Source organism: Yersinia sp. Marseille-Q5920 (assembly GCF_946902935.1).
Taxonomy (GTDB): domain Bacteria; phylum Pseudomonadota; class Gammaproteobacteria; order Enterobacterales; family Enterobacteriaceae; genus Yersinia; species Yersinia rochesterensis.
Genome location: NZ_CAMPQA010000001.1, coordinates 514,046 through 530,430 on the forward strand (window position 1 = coordinate 514,046; position 16,385 = coordinate 530,430).

Here is a 16,385-nt window from a genome sequence, read left to right on the forward strand (position 1 = left end):
GACTCACTCCTATTAGGCGGCACCCTGTTGAGATTTATTCGCCATCGCGCTGAGAATATGGTCCCGTGGGCCATCCGCCGCCACCCGACCGTTATCCATAACAATGATGCGATCCACCAGCTTTAATAACGCCGGCCTATGGGTCACTAACACCAACATGCGACCATCCAGCCAGGTATGCATCTGGCTAATAACATAATCTTCCAGTTGCTCGTCCATTGATGCCGTCGGCTCATCCATCAACACCACTTGCGGATTGCGCAAAATCATCCGGCTCAGCAATACCATTTGCCGCTGACCGCCGGATAACCCCTGCCCACCCTCATTAATGATCCGGTCAAGACAGGCCGCGTCCTGTTGCACCATAGCTATCGCGCCACTGATCCGCAGCGCCTGAATCATTTCCTGCTCCGTAGCATGAGGGTGCCCCAGCATCAGGTTTTGCCGCAGCGAGCCAAAAAACAGGCGGGAATCCTGCGATAAAAAACCCAGTTGGCGGCGTAAATCTGCCGGTTCAATGCGTTTGATATCAACCCCATCAATCACTACCTTGCCCTGTGTGGCGCTGGCTTGACCGGCCAATAATTTCAATAAGGTGGATTTACCCGCCCCCACCTTGCCCAGAATCGCCACTTTTTCCCCCGGCTTGATGTCCAGTGCGCCGATGGTGACCACACTTTGCCCTTTTTCTTCGTCGTAGGTGTATTGCAGATTACGCAATTGATAGTGGCCGTTCAGGATCGGGCAATGCGCCAATTCCCCCTCTTCGGGGCGATCCAATGGTTTTTTGAGCAGTTCATTCAAGCCGGCCATGGCGCTTTTGGCATGCTGCCAGCGCGAGAAAACCATGGTCAGTTGCATTAATGGCGCGATAGTTCTGGAGGAAAGTAAGCTGCTGGCGACCAGCGTGCCGGTGGTTATCTCCCCGGCCAGCACCAAATAGGTGCCAAAAACCAGCATACCGGCATAAGTCAATTGCGAGACGGTCGATGCCCACCCCGTCAGACGAGCGCCCCATAACCGCTGTTTCATCCCTACCGCGGCACTCACTTCATGGGTTTGCTCCCATTGGCGCTGAAAGTAAGGTTCGGCCTGTAAAGCTTTAATATCTTCAATACCTTCAATGGTTTCGACCAGAATCGCATTGCGCAAAGCCCCTTCGCGCATGCCCTCTTTAGCCAGTTTCGCCAGCGGGAATTGAATCAATAAACCGGGGATAACAATGAGTGGGATCGCCAACAGCGGGATGACCACCAGTGGGCCGCCAATAAACGCCATGATAGCCAAAAACAGTAAGACAAAAGGCATATCTGCCGCTGCACTGACGGTGGTGGAGGTCAGTAACTCGCGAACTTGATCAATTTCACGTAGCTGGGAAATAAATGATCCGGTGGATTTTGGGCGCGCTTCGTTTTTAATCGCCATCGCCCGGACAAATAGCATCGACGACACATTGAGGTCGATTTTTTTGCCCATCAAATCAGAGATCTGAGTGCGCGTCAGGCGGATGATATATTCCATAAACGCGGCCAGTAAAACGCCAAAAAACAGCACCCACAATGTGGCATATGATTGCGCCGGAATAACCCGGTCGTAAACTTGCATTGAAAATAGGATGCCGCCCAGTGCCAGCACATTGCCCAGCACCGAGGCGAGTGAAATTTCCGCAATTTTGCGCTCCGCCCCACGGAAATTTTGCCAAAACCAATGCTTGCGGTAGGGGCGGATAAATTCATCAATACGGCTATCCCGGCCACGATTGGCAACCCCCACCATGATCACCCGGCCTTGACTACGCGCCAGTAACTCTTGCAACTGCGCCTCACGCACCACATCGCCGCCATCACTGAGCCAATAACTCACCAGCCCATCATCAGACAGGTGCTCCAACACCGCCACACTGCCGGATTCTAACTCCAGCAACACCGGCAGTAACTCATTGCGCCAGCGGACTTTTTTCAATGGCATTACATTTGACTGTAAGCCCAGCAGCCCACTGAGTCGCTCCAGTTGGCGTAAACCACTTAATTGCTCGAACCAGCGCATTTGCTGGGCAAGAAAGTTCACATCTGCGGGGTTGCCGTAATAGCTGGCAACTCTCGCCATTGCGGTGACCCAGACCTCTGTTGGCGTAGATTGCGTTGTCATGTTACCTCTGTCACCTGCGCATTTTCGGTCAATTAACCCTAACGCTCCGCGCCCTCTGAGATTCTTCTGGCGGCATTACAAGGTTGGCAGCCGCTCACCACTCTGAGCAACCCGGTCAATTCCCAACATATCCACCAGATTATCGACCGCCGAGGCATAACGCGCAGTAGCATCCCAGCCGTCATACAGCGCCATCAACCGCATTGAATCGGCTTGCAGCACTTCTTGCTCGACACTCAATAAATCATTCAGGCTACGTTTGCTGAGTTTATATTCATCCTGATAGACACTGCGGGTGTGCTCGGCGCTTTGCAGTTGCTGCTCCCCCGCCTGCTGCCGCTGTATCGCGCCAATCATATCGGCGTAGGCCATTGCCGCTTTTTGATTCACATCCAGCTTGGCTTTTTCAACTTCAGCTTGTGCCGCTGCGCGCGCGCCCTGCGCTGCCCTCACTTTGGCACTGACCGCACCGCCCTGATAAACCGGTGCTTCAACCGCCAATTGCACCTGATCATCCCAATAAGAGCGCGACTCATTTTCATAGCGCGTCCTGCCCGCTTGAATCTTTAAGGTGGGCCAGTGCTGCGCCTGGCTTTGCCGCACTCGCTGCATTGCGGCCTGTTGTTTGGCCTCGGCGCTGCGTACGGCGCTGCTGGCGTCATAGGGAATGGCGTTGAGAGTGACTTTTTGCTTGAGTAGATCTTTGGGCAGATCCGGCAGATTATCGGACACCACCCCCGTCAGTACCGTGAGTTGAGCTTGAGCTGAGCGCTGTTGTGCCCGATATTGTTCCAGTGTCGCCACCATTCCGGCAATACGGGTTTCAGCTTGCAGAACATCAGATTGTGAACTCAGGCCCGCATCAGCCCTGAGTTGGGCGGTCTCTTTGACTCTCTCCAGAGAAGCAATATTGCTACGCGCTACCACACTTAAAGCCTGGTAGCGCTTGACTTGCAAGTAGGTCTGAACAGTGCTCAACCCCACGGCAGTCATGGTGTTGAACAGGTCATATCGATAAGCATCCGACAGAGATTCCTGCTCATCAATACTGCCGCCGGTTTTGCCAAAGTCATACAATAACTGGCTCAGTTGGACCCCAGCGGATGCATTGCTATTGAGACTGCCAGCCGAGTCAGTTTGATGTGATTTCCCGGTGGTTCCCTGCAAGGAAATCTGCGGATACCAGGCACTTTCGGCGACATCCAAATCCCCTTGCCCCACTTTTATTTGCGCCGCGGCCTGCGCGATTTGCGGATTACGGGCAAATGCACGCAAGATAGCTTCGCGCAAGCTGAGTTCCGCCAATTGCTCCTCACTTGGTGCGGCCTGCCATTTAAATGCCGGTACCATCGGGGGTTCAGCCGCCCGAACGGGCAACTGAGCCATGATTGACAACACCATCACCGCCCACCATGCGCCGGGAATGCCCCCCGCCACAAAGTGCCTTATTTTTATTTTCATCGCCGACATACTCCCGTGCCGATCATTTTTAGGGTCTTTTTGCTCTTACCGTGTGAGTGATTTCACACCAAATGCACTTGCAGACCGTGCTGAATCAACACATCCCCCAATGTGTTGCTGCTGTCGAGCGATGAATTGTGGTAGACGTCAAACGCCTGCCCATCAATACTGCGCTGCCCAATACTGCTCCAAACGCCCTCCGGGGTATTACTGAGAGTGACTTCGCCGCCCTGCGCCCCTTTAATCAACAAATCATCCTGCGGTTTATCGGTCAGCGTTAACGCATCGTGCAAATCAAGCCGGACACTGTTGGTGCCGCTATTACCTAAATCAATGATTTCGATATGCTCCACTTTCAGCCCCAAACTGGTCAGGTTCAGTGTTTGATGCGATCCGTCTAGCAGCAAGGTATCCATTCCCAGCCCGCCATCCAGATGACTGAAATTCAAAGAGTTAACGGTGAAAGTATCTGCGCCGCTGCTGCCGGTCAGTGTTTCTCCAGAGATCACTGCGCCATCCGCCAAGTTCAGCGTGACGCCGCCGATGGTATAGCCGCCCTCTGTAACCTTGGTGGTGAGAATGCTGTCGATAGGCTCCGCCAGCGGCTCAACTAACGTGGACTTCGCCTGAGGAGAAACTGATTGATCACTGGTGGCTGCCAGTGGGTGGTTTTCCACACTGGCTGAATGGGCGATATTCGTATCATTGGTGACCATCATGCTGGCAGCTTGAATATCATGGTCAGCTGACAATAATTGAGTGCCGGAGCCGCCGGAAAGCAAGCCAACAGAGATTCCTTTGTAGTTACCGGCTTCGTCGGTGGCCGATACCGCCACCGTGGTGGTTAAAATGCTGACGACATTCAGCGCCTTGAGGAAAGAGCCGAAAAATTTAACATTCCAGTGACCGCTACTGTCGACCGTGCCCTCGAGGGTTTGCCCAAGTAAAGTCACACTGACTTTGGTATTGGTCAGCAGATTTAAGCTGGAGCCAGAAACCATCAGCCCGTTGACTGGCAACAACAGTAAGTTGCCAACATTGCCTAACACATCGACACTCAGTAGCGGTAAAGCATGGGTTTTCACTGTAAAATCAGTGTTAACCGAGACATTATTGCCGACCGCATCAGTAACTGAAACGCCAATTTTGGCGGAACCGTCCAACAAACCGGTCAGGACTGACGGGGTAATGGGCACACTCCAACTGCCGTCACTGCCAATGGTGCTAGTCAACACCGCCCCGCCCACCGTCACTGTGATTTGTGAGCCAGCAGCATGGGTGCTGGTGCCGGAGAGCACTTGGGCCGTGGTGGATTCAAGCCCGCTGAGATAATGGTCAGACGCAAAGAATGGGTTCAGCGTCAAAGTGGGCAAACTGATCCCGACGGTAACTGGCGCAGTGGCATTGGCGCTGTGACCGGCGGCGTTGGTTAAGCTGGCGCTGGCGGTGAAACTGCCATCCAACAACCCCGCCAACATCAATGGAGACACCGCAATGCTCCAACTGCCATCGGCTTTCACGGTAGTATTCAGTGTCAGATTGCCGACAGTCACATTCAGATTGGATCCGGCGGCAAAGGTGCTATGTCCGCTGATAGTTTGGCTGAGCAGTGCATCGGCAGCATTCAGTAAACCGTCACCGAAAATAGGATCCAATGTCAGCGTCGGCAAGCCGTTGGCTATCACACTCAACACGCCAGAATTGCTGGCCGGGTTACCCACGGCATCTTGCAGCGAAACATTTACCGTCAGTGGGCCGTCGGTCACCAGCGTTTTTAAATCAATCGGCTGGATAAGCACACTCCAGTTTCCGCCCGCCCCCACGGTCGCGAAGTAAGATTTACCATTCAGGACGACATTAATTTGAGTCCCTAGTGCCACATTGCTGGTGGTGCCACTGATGGTCTGTGCCACCAGCAAATCCGCCACACTGAGGATGCCATCACCAAAGATAGGATTGACTGACAGGGTTGGCTGGGCATGGATCAGCACATTGACCAATCCATTGGCGCTGGTGGCATTCCCGGCGCTATCAACTAATGATGCGCTGATAGTTTGGCTGCCATCCAACAATCCATTCAATATGTTGGTTGGTACCTGAACACTCCAGACACCGCCAGCCCCGACGGTCGCAGTCAATTGACTGGAGCCAACTTGCACCACGACATCCGCCCCCACAACACCATTGACCACCGTCCCGCTGATGGTTTGCTCAATTTTGCTGTCACTAATATTGAGCAGCCCGTCACCAAAAATAGGGTCCAATATCAGTTTCGGCACATTGCTGATCAGCACATTGACACTGCCCGTCGCCGCCCCGGTGTTGCCAGCGAGATCGGTTACAGAGACATCCACACTCAAATTGCCATTGAGTAATGCTGTTAAATCAGCCGGTTGCAGGGTGACAGTGAAACTGCCATTCGCCGCCGTGGTGCCAAAGAATGTTTTACCTCCCAGAGTGACGTTCACCTGCGTCCCCGCATCCACCCCGCTGACCGTACCGCCAATAATTTGCGCAATCACGGTATCCGCCAGACTGAGTTTGCCGTCGCCAAAGATAGGGTTCAGCGTAATCACCGGCAGAGTGACATCCACCAGTAACGGGCGAGTAGCGGTATTCGTGTTGCCCGCAGAATCGGTTACTGTGGCCGTGACATTCAGTGAACCGGCCAGCAATCCATTCAATGTGAGGCGGTCAACCAGCACACTGAAAGTGCCATCCGTGCCGACAATTGCCGTTAAATCCGCGCCTCCCAGTTTGATGGTGACCGAAGTATTGGCGGGGATATTTTTAACTGTGCCACTAATAGTTTGATTTAACAGCAAATCAGCCGCATTCAAGATGCCGTCACCAAAGATAGGATTCAAAGTCACCAACGGCAGATTGTGCGTCAGTACCGTAATTCCCACTTGCGTATTGACGATATTACCGGCGATATCTTTCACCGAAATACCCACTTGCAAGCTACCGTCCTGCAATCCACCCAATAATGACGGCAGTAAATCTACATGCCACACCCCCCCGGCCTGCACTTGGGTGGTCAGCACTTGGGTACCGATGGTGATAGTGACGGTCGCCCCAGCGGCCACATTATTTATCACCCCACCCAGCGTTTGGGTCACGATGGACTCCGCGCCATTAAGGATGCTATCGCCACCAAACAGCGAGTCCAGGGTGCCGAAAGTCGGTAAGTTATGGGTCAGAACATTCAGCACCGGCGCAGGGAGGAGCTGCACCACGTTATTATTGGCATCCGTTACGCTGATATTCAGCGTTAACGCGCCATTAGCCAATTGGCTTAACTCTGCGGTGGGAAGTGTCAGTGTCCATTTGCCATTGGCACCCACGTCGGCAACCAGCTCATGTCCATTAATAGTGACCTTAACTTTAGCCCCTAAACCCGCACTCAATGCGCTACCGGACAAGGTTTGATCGACCAATGCACCGAGGGCATTGAGATAGCCGCCATTGAAGATCGGGTCAACAACCAGTGCCAACGCCTGATTCAGCGCCACATTCACTGTAACATTGGTGCTGCTGGGGTTACCGGCAGTGTCCGTCACACTCAACCCCACCACCAGTGGGCCATCGGCGATCCCCGCCAGATTTTGCGGCAATACATTGAGGCTCCATTTGCCATCATTGCCGACAATCGTGGTGAGCGTGGTGTTATTCAATGTCAGAGTTAAGGTTTTTCCTTCCGCTCCCAGTGCCGTGCCGGACAGTATTGATCCGAGGAGATTGCTGTTCAGTATCGGCGCAGTGACATCCAGAGTGATAAGTGCTGGGGTGGTATCAACATGAATGATGGGTTTTTGGCTAAGACTGTTCCCCGCCAAGTCGGTGAGGGTCGCCGTCAGGGTGTTATCTCCCGGCGGCAGCGCCTGCAAATCAGCCGTTGGGATACTGACACTCCATTTGCCCTGTGCCCCGACCAGAGCCGAGTAATTTTTATTATTCAGCGTCACTGTCACCGTGCGCCCAATGTCATCAATTGAAGCCACCCCACTGACCAACTGTGGCGATTTAGACTCCAGCGCATTCAGGGTGTTATCACCGGCAAATGGCGAAAGTGTTAATGTCGGTGGGATGCGGTCGACCAGCAGCCCCACCTCTTCGGAAGCCGTGCCTCCCACCAATGAGACTGTTATCTGATAATCACCATCAGGGAAGTTAACTTTTGGCAATGCTACAGACCAACTGCCATCCAGCCCTATCACCAACGGCCCCCCAATAATGCTGCCATTGATATTGAGTGTGACCGCGCCACTTAGCGTATTCGTGACTTTCCCGCTGATGGTAATGGTCTGCGGATCATGGGCCGCATTGATAATATTATCGAGATTAATTGGGTCGATGGTGAGCACCACCGTCGGAGCAACAATATTAACATTGACGTTAATTGGCGCGGCGGTATTACCCACATTCCCCGCGCTATCCGTCACTGTGGCACTCAGCGGCGTATTTCCGTTCGGCAAAGTACCCAACTGAGCACTGCTCAGGGTCGTTGACCAACTGCCATTTAGCCCCACAATGGCGGTGAAATTCAGGTTGCCAAAGGTAATATTAACCTGACTCCCGACGGCCATATTGGTGGTGGTACCGCTGATGACTTGCGGTGTTTTGCTTTCATCGAAATCCAGCTCAACACCAAATGGTGGGGCAAAAATGGTGACGGTCGGCAATGTATGAGTCAGTACGCCAATCTCGAGCGAGGTGCTGCCACTGTTACCGCCGCCATCAAGCACATCGACGGTGATAGCTTGCGGCCCATCGGGAATAAGTTTTAAATCTGCCGCCAGCACCGTGAGTGTCCATATCCCCGTCACACTGTTGACATCGGCGTTATATTCCACGCCATTCAATGTCACTTTCACGGTTTGCGCGGTGTTCAGCAAACCGGTGGTGCCCGTCAATAATTGGTCGGTTCCGGCCTCGGACAGGTTCAATACCGCGCCAAACGGTGGGGTGCTGATGGTGGGCAGTGGCGGTGTCAGGAAACTGTCAAAGTTTGCCAGCCCGGTATTGCTGTTACCGGCAGAGTCGGTGACGGTGACATTGATTTGATGTTGACCATTCGTCAGGCCATTGAGCGCGCCCGACGGGATAGTGACCGTCCAATGACCATTGCTGGCATCCACCACACCAGGATAGCTGATGCCGCCAATATCAATCCTCAACTGCACATCCTGATTATCGCCCTTTATTCCGGTTTTACCGGTAATGGTGGTGACGGCCCCGGCTTCGGCAATATTGATGTTGGCACCAAAAGAAAGTGTATCGACAGACGGCGTTGGCAACTGCTGTTGTGAAGTGAAAATGATAGGTTGGTCGGGCAGAATAGCCACTTCATTGCCGCCACGATCCGTGACAATGATACCAATGGTATGTGGGCCGGCCACTAAGCTGGTTAATTGCCCCGTCAGCAGAGGCAGTGACCAACTGCCATCGAGATTGGCGGTAATGGTTTTTATTAGCGTGTTATCAATGGAGATCGCCACTGTCTGCCCGCTACCTGTTATCCCGGTGCTGCCACTCAATGTCTGCCCCAGTAAAGCTTCCGTGTGGTTCAATACGCCATCGCCAAACGGTAAAATTAGTGTCGGATGCGGTAAATTGTGGATGAGCACCTCGACCTGGCTGGTCAGCGAGCCGCTATTACCCGCCGCATCTTTGGCGGTGGCCGTGACATCCCATACCCCCTCCGGCAAGGCTTTCAGCACCTCTGGCGTCAGGGTTAGTGTCCATTTACCGTCCTCGGTCACCACTGCTGCGTAGCCCGTGCCGTTGATGGTCACCGTGGCCTGTTGTTTGCCGCCCACAATGCCGGTGGTGCCGGTTAATTCCCCGCCCGCCGCCGCTTCAGCCGCATTCAGAATGCCGCCAATAATCGGCCCGGCATCAAAAGTAGGATTGGGACTCAGGGTTAGCAGGGAATCAAAGTTAACGGACTCGGTATCACTGTTGCCCACCCGGTCAGTCACAGTGACGGAAATAGTATGCGGCCCGTCGGGTAAATTATTTAATGCGCCCGCAGGCAACGTGCAAATCCAAGTGCCATCCAATGCGACGATGGCGGGGTAAGTCACCCCATCAATTTTCACGGTAATAGTTTGCCCACTGCCGGTGGCACCGGTATTCCCAGTCAAAATCTGGCTGGCGGCGGCCTCCAACTTGTTAAGATAGCCATCACCGAACGGCAAGGCCGGTAGTGTAATGTGCGGCACATTATGAATTAAGATATCCAGATCGGCGCTGATCGAAGCTTTGTTACCTGAATCCGCATCCGTGGCGTTGACAGTGACTTTGGTCATACCGTCACTCAAGCTTTGCAGGTCTGTGGCGCTGATATTGACCGACCAGATACCGGCTGAGGTGACACTGCCGCTGTAATTTTTGCCATTAATCGACACCACCACCGCCGTGCCGATATCTAAATTGCTACAGCCGCCCGTCAGGGTGGCGTTGGCCCCAATTTCACTGACACTTAATATGTTATCGCCAAATAACGGCGCTACCGTCAGGGTCGGCAGAGTATGAATAGCCACATTGAGGTTGGTGATATCGTGACTTTCATTGCCCGCGCTATCCGTCACACTGACTTTCACCCCGCCCGCTAAGGGGCCATCCCCCAGCAGTAAAAGATCAGCGGAAGGAAGTGTCAGACTCCAGCTCCCATCACTTTGAACTTGAGTTTTATAGTCATGCCCATTGACGGTGACAGTCACCGTCAGCCCCGCATCACCGGCACAGGAGCCTTTCACCACCACGCCGAGCAAGGCGTCGTCCAAATTCAATACATTATCGAGGTGGGTTTGCACATCCACAGTGAGCAATGGCGGTTGAGTATCCACCGTCACATTATGGGTGGCGCTGGCAGGGTTTTGCGCCACATCATTAACACTGGCGTTAATCACATTATTGCCCTGCGGCAGCGTTTGCACATCTGCGGCCGGAACCGAAACACTCCAACTGCCGTCGGCCTGCACCATTCCTTGATAGTTTTTTCCGTGCAAATTGACCGTCACGGTTTGCCCAGCTTGCACCCGCTGACTATTGCCGCTGATGGTCAGCGCTGACTGACTTTCCTGATAATTGATGATGTCGTCACTGGTCACCGTGGAGACAGTCAATGTGGGTTGGTCCGCCAGAGTCGCAATCACCGTGACCTGATGGGTATCACTCGCTGGGTTCCCCGCCACATCCGTGACCGCCGCCTGTGCCGTGGAAGCCCCTTCCGGCAATTTACTGACCTCGGCTGCTGGAATCGTCACTTGCCAGTTCCCATCACTTTGCACTGTACCGCTGTAGGTTTTGCTATTCAGTGTCACACTGACGGTGCGCCCGGACTCGACATGACTGGAAACCCCGGTGAGCAGCACGTCCTGCGTAGATTCATTCCGACTGATAAAGTTATCGCCGGAGATGGCGCTGATGGTGACTGTCGGGAGATTCGCCGGAGCAGCATCAATAGTCAGAGTCCGGTCAACGGCGGTTTGGTTACCGGCGCTATCACTGAGAGTGATACTCACCGGGTAACTTCCATCAGCCAGCCCTTGCAACACGCTGCTGCTCAACGGAATGCTCCAACTGCCATTGGGTTGAACCAGAGCGCTGTAAGTCACGCCATTCAGTTGGATTGAGACCGTCCGCCCTGCATCGGATACTGACGCGGTACCGGTAACATTGACGGTACTTAATGCCTCGGAAGCATTAATAATGTTATCGCCACTGATGGAGTCGACCAACAAGTTTGGCGCGACTTTATCCACCGTGGCGCTACCGGTAAAGGTATTGCTGTTGCCCGCGCTATCCGTCGCCGCGACCGAAATCACCAGATTGCCATTGGGCAGATTTTGTAATTCCGCCGGTTGTAAGGTTAATTGCCAGTTGCCATTGTTATCCGCCGCCAGGGTATGGGCCACCCCACCCACCGTCACCACCACCCGTTGCCCCGCGCCACTAACACCGGTGCTGCCGGTTAATGTTTGGCTGGCGGTCACTTCCGCCGCATTGAGATAGCCATCAGCAAATGGCGTATTCAGGATTGGATTTGGCACCGATTGAGTGACCAACTTGATATTCTCGGTCACGGCGGTGGTGTTGCCGACGCTATCCTGAATGGAAATCGTGATGGGGTAAGTGCCATCGGCCAGCAAATTGAGCGTATTGGCCGGGATATTGACACTCCAACTCCCGGAGTTACCCACCGTGGTGGGGTAAGTTTGCCCATTTACCGTGACACTCACCACCGCTCCGACTTCATTGGAGGTACCAAATACCGGGACATTGGCTGCCGCTTCATTGGCATTTATCACGCCATCAGTGGCAATCGGCCCCACCGACAGTTCCGGCGGCAACGTATCGACGGAAATGGCCGTGGATACGCTATTAGTATTGCCCGCCACATCAGTAACTTGCACTGTAATTGACTGCCCGCCTTGCAGCACTGCGGGTGGTAAAGTCAATGACCACTGGCCGTCATTGCCGACTGACGCCGGATAAGTTTTGCCGCCCACGGTCACTGTCACCGTCTGCCCAGCACCCGTGACACCGGTGCTCCCATTGATGCTTTGGCTGACATTCGCCTCTGTTTGGGTGAGAGTGCCATCCCCAAAGGGCTGGTTGGTCACTGCGGCGGGCAGATTATGGATATAGATCCCGAGAGAACTGCTGGAGGACACCGTGTTGCCCGCGCTGTCTGTCGCGGTTGCGGTCAGAGTGGCGTTGCCATCAGCTAGCAAAACTAAATCTCCGGCGGGCAATTTCAGACTCCAGTTCCCCTCCGCGCCGGTGGTCGTGGTGTAAGTTTTTCCATTCAGCGTCAGAATAATCGTCTGATTGGCATTCAAATTACTAGAGGTGCCATTCACCGTGATGCCCGCCGCCGCTTCTTGCGCATTGATCAGGTTGTCGCCAGTCAGTGGGCTGATACCAATCCCACTTTGAGCATTGTTGACAATAATACTGTGGTTAGCGCTGGCCGAATTCCCATTGATGTCACTGACCGTCGCAGTAATGTTCGCCATGCCATTGGTCAGCAAAGCTAAATCTCCGACGGGGATATTGGTGCTCCAATGACCCGCAGAATCGACAGTTGCGCTGTAAGTTTTGCCATTAAGAGTGACAGTAATCACGCGCCCGGCTTCAATTCCGGTCGTGCTGCCGCTGACAGTCTGGCTCACTTTCTGTTCAGCACCATCCAGAATATTATTACCGGCAAAAGTATTAATCATCAGTGTTGGGAAATTACGTGGGTCAGCATCCAAGGTGACATTCTGTGTCACCGTCGTGCTATTGCCCGCCGCATCCTGAACTTGCGTGCTGACCACATAGCGCCCATCACTGAGGGATGACAGCGCGCCGGCGGGGATAGCGACACTCCAGCTACCATTGGGCTGCACCAGCGCGGAGTATGTCTGCCCCGCGAAAGTCACTTTTACGGTAGCGCCAATTTCCGTGCTGTTGCCATTAATCGCAACACTTGCGGCAGCTTCAGTGCCATTGATAATGTTGTCAGTCGCGATAGGCAATACCGACAAACTGGGCGCTTGAGTATCCACTTTAAATTGGGTGCTCAGCGTATTGCTATTCCCCGCGGCGTCACTGGCGGTTATCACCAGCGGTTGATTGCCTTGCCCCAATCCTTGCAGCACATTGACCGGCACAGACAATGACCAAGTGCCGTCGGCAGCAACTGTGGCAGAGTAAGTCACACCGCCGAATTTCACACTCACCTGCTGACCACTGCCCGTCACGCCGGTGCTGCCTTTCAAGGTCTGGCCGAGGGCCGCTTCCGCAATATTGAGGGTGCCGTCGCCAAAAGGAAGCGCCAGACTGGTCGTCGGCAATGTATGGGTGTAAATCCCCAATGTTGCCGAGCTATTTATCGCGTGGCCCGTGGCATCCGTGGTGCTGGCGGATAATGTCACTTTGCCATCGGCTAATTGAGCCAGATCGCCCGCGGGGATCTGCGCATGCCAAAGACCACCGGCCCCGACCTTCGCTGTATAAGTTTTACCATTCAATGTCAGGGTGATAGTTTGCCCGCTATTCACATTGAAAGTCGTACCACTGACAGTGACCCCTGCTGCGGCTTCAGCCGCATTAATCAGGTTATCGCCAGTAATTGGATTAATGCCCAGCCCCGCTAACTTATCATTGACGGTAATGACATGAGTTTCAGTGGCAAAATTACCGCTGACATCGGTGACGGTGGCGGTGATATTGGCATTGCCGTTCGCCAGCAGAGCCAAATCAGCGGCGCTGACTTTAGCACTCCAACTACCATCTGCGGCGACAGCGGCGGTGTAAGTTTTGCCATTCAGCAATATAGTCACCACCCGGCCCGCTTCCACTTTGGTGGTCGTGCCGCTGATTATTTGGTCAACCCGCTGTTCTGCGCCATCCAAAATATTGTTACCCGCAAAGGTATTGATGGCGATTGTGGGGAAATTAGCCGGATTGGCATCCAACGTCACATTGGTGGTGACGTGGGTTGTGTTGCCAGCCGCATCAGTGACAGTGGCCGTTAAGGGATAGCGGCCATCAGCTATGCCCGATAACGCACCGGCAGGAATATCGACATGCCAGGAACCATTCGCCATCACCACCGCTGAATAGGTTTTCCCTTTGTAAGTGATAGTGACGGTGGCACCAATTTCAGAACTGCGGCCACTGAGGGTTATCGGAGCTGCGGTTTCAATGGCATTAATGATGCCGTCACCGGCCACAGTATTGAGTGTCAGTGTCGGCGCTTGAGTATCCACCTTGACGGTTAATGAATGTGTATTACTGTTGCCCGCCACATCACTGGCAGTCACCAGTAGAGGGATATTTCCCTGCCCGATCGCTTGCAAAGCCGCCGCGGGGAAAGTCAGTGACCAACTGCCATCCAGGGCCACTTTCGGATGGTAAGTCACGCCATTAAAACTCACCGTCACGGTCTGACCGGCCCCCTTGACCCCCGTGGTTCCGTGAAGTATTTGATCGGCATTGACCTCTGCGCTATTCAGTTTTCCATCACCAAAAGGCGTACTAAAGGTGGCGACCGGCAGATTATGGATGTAAATCCCTAGTGGTAAGCTGGCGTCTGGCAAACCGGCGGCTTGTACTGTTAAGGTGATGGCCCCATCCGCGAGTTGCGCTAAATTCCCTTTCGGAATAAGGACGCTCCAGTTGCCATTGGCATCCACGATGCCGGTATAAGAAACCCCATTTAGCACCACGGTTACCGGCGTATTCACCGCCAAACCTGCCGAGGTGCCAGTGACCGTCAGGTCAGTCTGCGCTTCATTGGCATTAATCAGGTTATCGCCCGCGACGGGATTTATCCCCAAACCACCCTGTGTGCTATCGACAATAAAAGAGCCGTCTTTGCTGGCAAGATTACCGGCCGCATCAGTGACTTGTGCATGAATAGTGGCGGAACCATTGGCGAGCATGGCCAAATCGGCGGGTGGTATCTGAGTGCTCCATTTACCGTCGGCCCCAACAGTGGCGGCATAGGTCTTATTATTCAGTGTGATGAGCACCAGCCGACCCGCTTCAATATGGGTAGTTTCGCCACTTAGTGTTTGGCTGACTTTCTGCTCTGCACCATTCAGATGATTGTCATTGGCGAAAGTATTTATCAGCAAGGTTGGCAAGTTGGCAGGATCGGCATCAATAATGACATTCCCGCTAACACTGGTGCGGTTACCGGCACTGTCGCTCACCGTGGCGGATATAGATTGTGAGCCGTCAGCTAACCCAACCAATGCACTGGCCGGAACATTGACACTCCAGCGACCATCACTTTGCACTGTGCCGGTATAGGTTTTTCCGTGAAATGTCACCGTCACCGTTGCGCCAATGGCTGATGATGTCCCGCTAATGGCGACCGGCATTTTGGCCTCGGAAGCATTAATAATGCCGTCACCGGCGACCGGGGAAAGAGTCAATGTGGGCGCGGTAGTATCAACCACCACAGTGATAGTTTGCTCTACAGTCTGACCGCTACCATTCGCGACGGTGACGACGACGTTATAGTTGCCATCATGCAAGCCTTGCAACACGGAAGAGGGGAGCAAAACACGCCACGAACCATCCGCTTCGACTTTCGCCGTGTAGGTCGTGCCGTTAATTTGTATATTAACCACTTGCCCTGCCGCGATGCCAGTTGTCGTGCCGCTCAATGTTTGGCTGGTTTTCACTTCATTGCCATTGAGGAGGTTATCGCCCGTCAATGGGTTAACTTTCAAGGTCGGGCCGGCAGGCGGATCGATATTACCGCCTGAACTGCTGCCACCTGAGTGACTATTACTGCTGTGTGATGCGGCGATACCAATCCCGCCCGCAATCGCGAGGAAGCCCAAAGCCCCCGCCAATAGCCCGGCGGAACCGGCACTGCTGTTTAACGCCAAGCCAGCCACACTGTCGATGACTGTCAATTGCGGAACCAGGATAGCATCACCCGCGCCAGCCCCCATGGCTAGCGGGAAAGTGACCTGCACCGGCGGATTAACGCCGTCATCAAACACTAACTCACTGTAATGCCCTTCTGCGTCCATGGTAAAAAAGTGCTGATAGCGCGTAGTAGTGCCGTTTTTCATGTGCAAAATCAGGTCATTGCCCTGACGCTCATAGCGGGCGACGCTTTCGGCCGTGCCATGAATCCGCACAATGCTCAGCCCGTTAAGCGCCACAACTGACGGGTTGCTAGCAACCTCTGCAATCAATGCCCCATTTTGCCGCGAAATAATATCAATTGCGCCAACCGTTGAATTCGCCATGGA

Annotated in this window: 3 protein-coding genes; all 3 read right to left on the minus strand. The window is 53.8% G+C overall.

The window, feature by feature from the left end:
• Window positions 1-12: 12 nt before the first annotated feature.
• The 3 genes from OVO64_RS02550 to OVO64_RS02560 all read right to left on the minus strand — a co-directional run bounded on the left by OVO64_RS02550 (window position 13) and on the right by OVO64_RS02560 (window position 16,382).
• Entirely contained in the window at window positions 13-2,148 is a 2,136-nt protein-coding gene (locus OVO64_RS02550; RefSeq protein WP_050291320.1) for a type I secretion system permease/ATPase, read from the minus strand.
• Between the two features lie 75 nt (window positions 2,149-2,223).
• Window positions 2,224-3,534, minus strand: a complete 1,311-nt coding sequence (locus OVO64_RS02555; protein ID WP_050291415.1) for a TolC family outer membrane protein — start codon at window positions 3,532-3,534, stop codon at window positions 2,224-2,226.
• A gap of 137 nt (window positions 3,535-3,671) precedes the next feature.
• Window positions 3,672-16,382: an Ig-like domain-containing protein gene (locus tag OVO64_RS02560; RefSeq protein ID WP_267248598.1), complete on the minus strand. Its 12,711-nt coding sequence runs from the start codon at window positions 16,380-16,382 to the stop codon at window positions 3,672-3,674.
• Between the last annotated feature and the right edge of the window lie 3 nt (window positions 16,383-16,385).

Excerpts from the sequence above, each read along its gene's own strand:
- OVO64_RS02550 (WP_050291320.1), bottom strand. The coding sequence starts at position 2,148 with ATGACAACGCAATCTACGCCAACAGAGGTCTGGGTCACCGCAATGGCG.
- OVO64_RS02555 (WP_050291415.1), bottom strand. The coding sequence starts at position 3,534 with ATGGCTCAGTTGCCCGTTCGGGCGGCTGAACCCCCGATGGTACCGGCA.
- OVO64_RS02560 (WP_267248598.1), bottom strand. The coding sequence starts at position 16,382 with ATGGCGAATTCAACGGTTGGCGCAATTGATATTATTTCGCGGCAAAAT.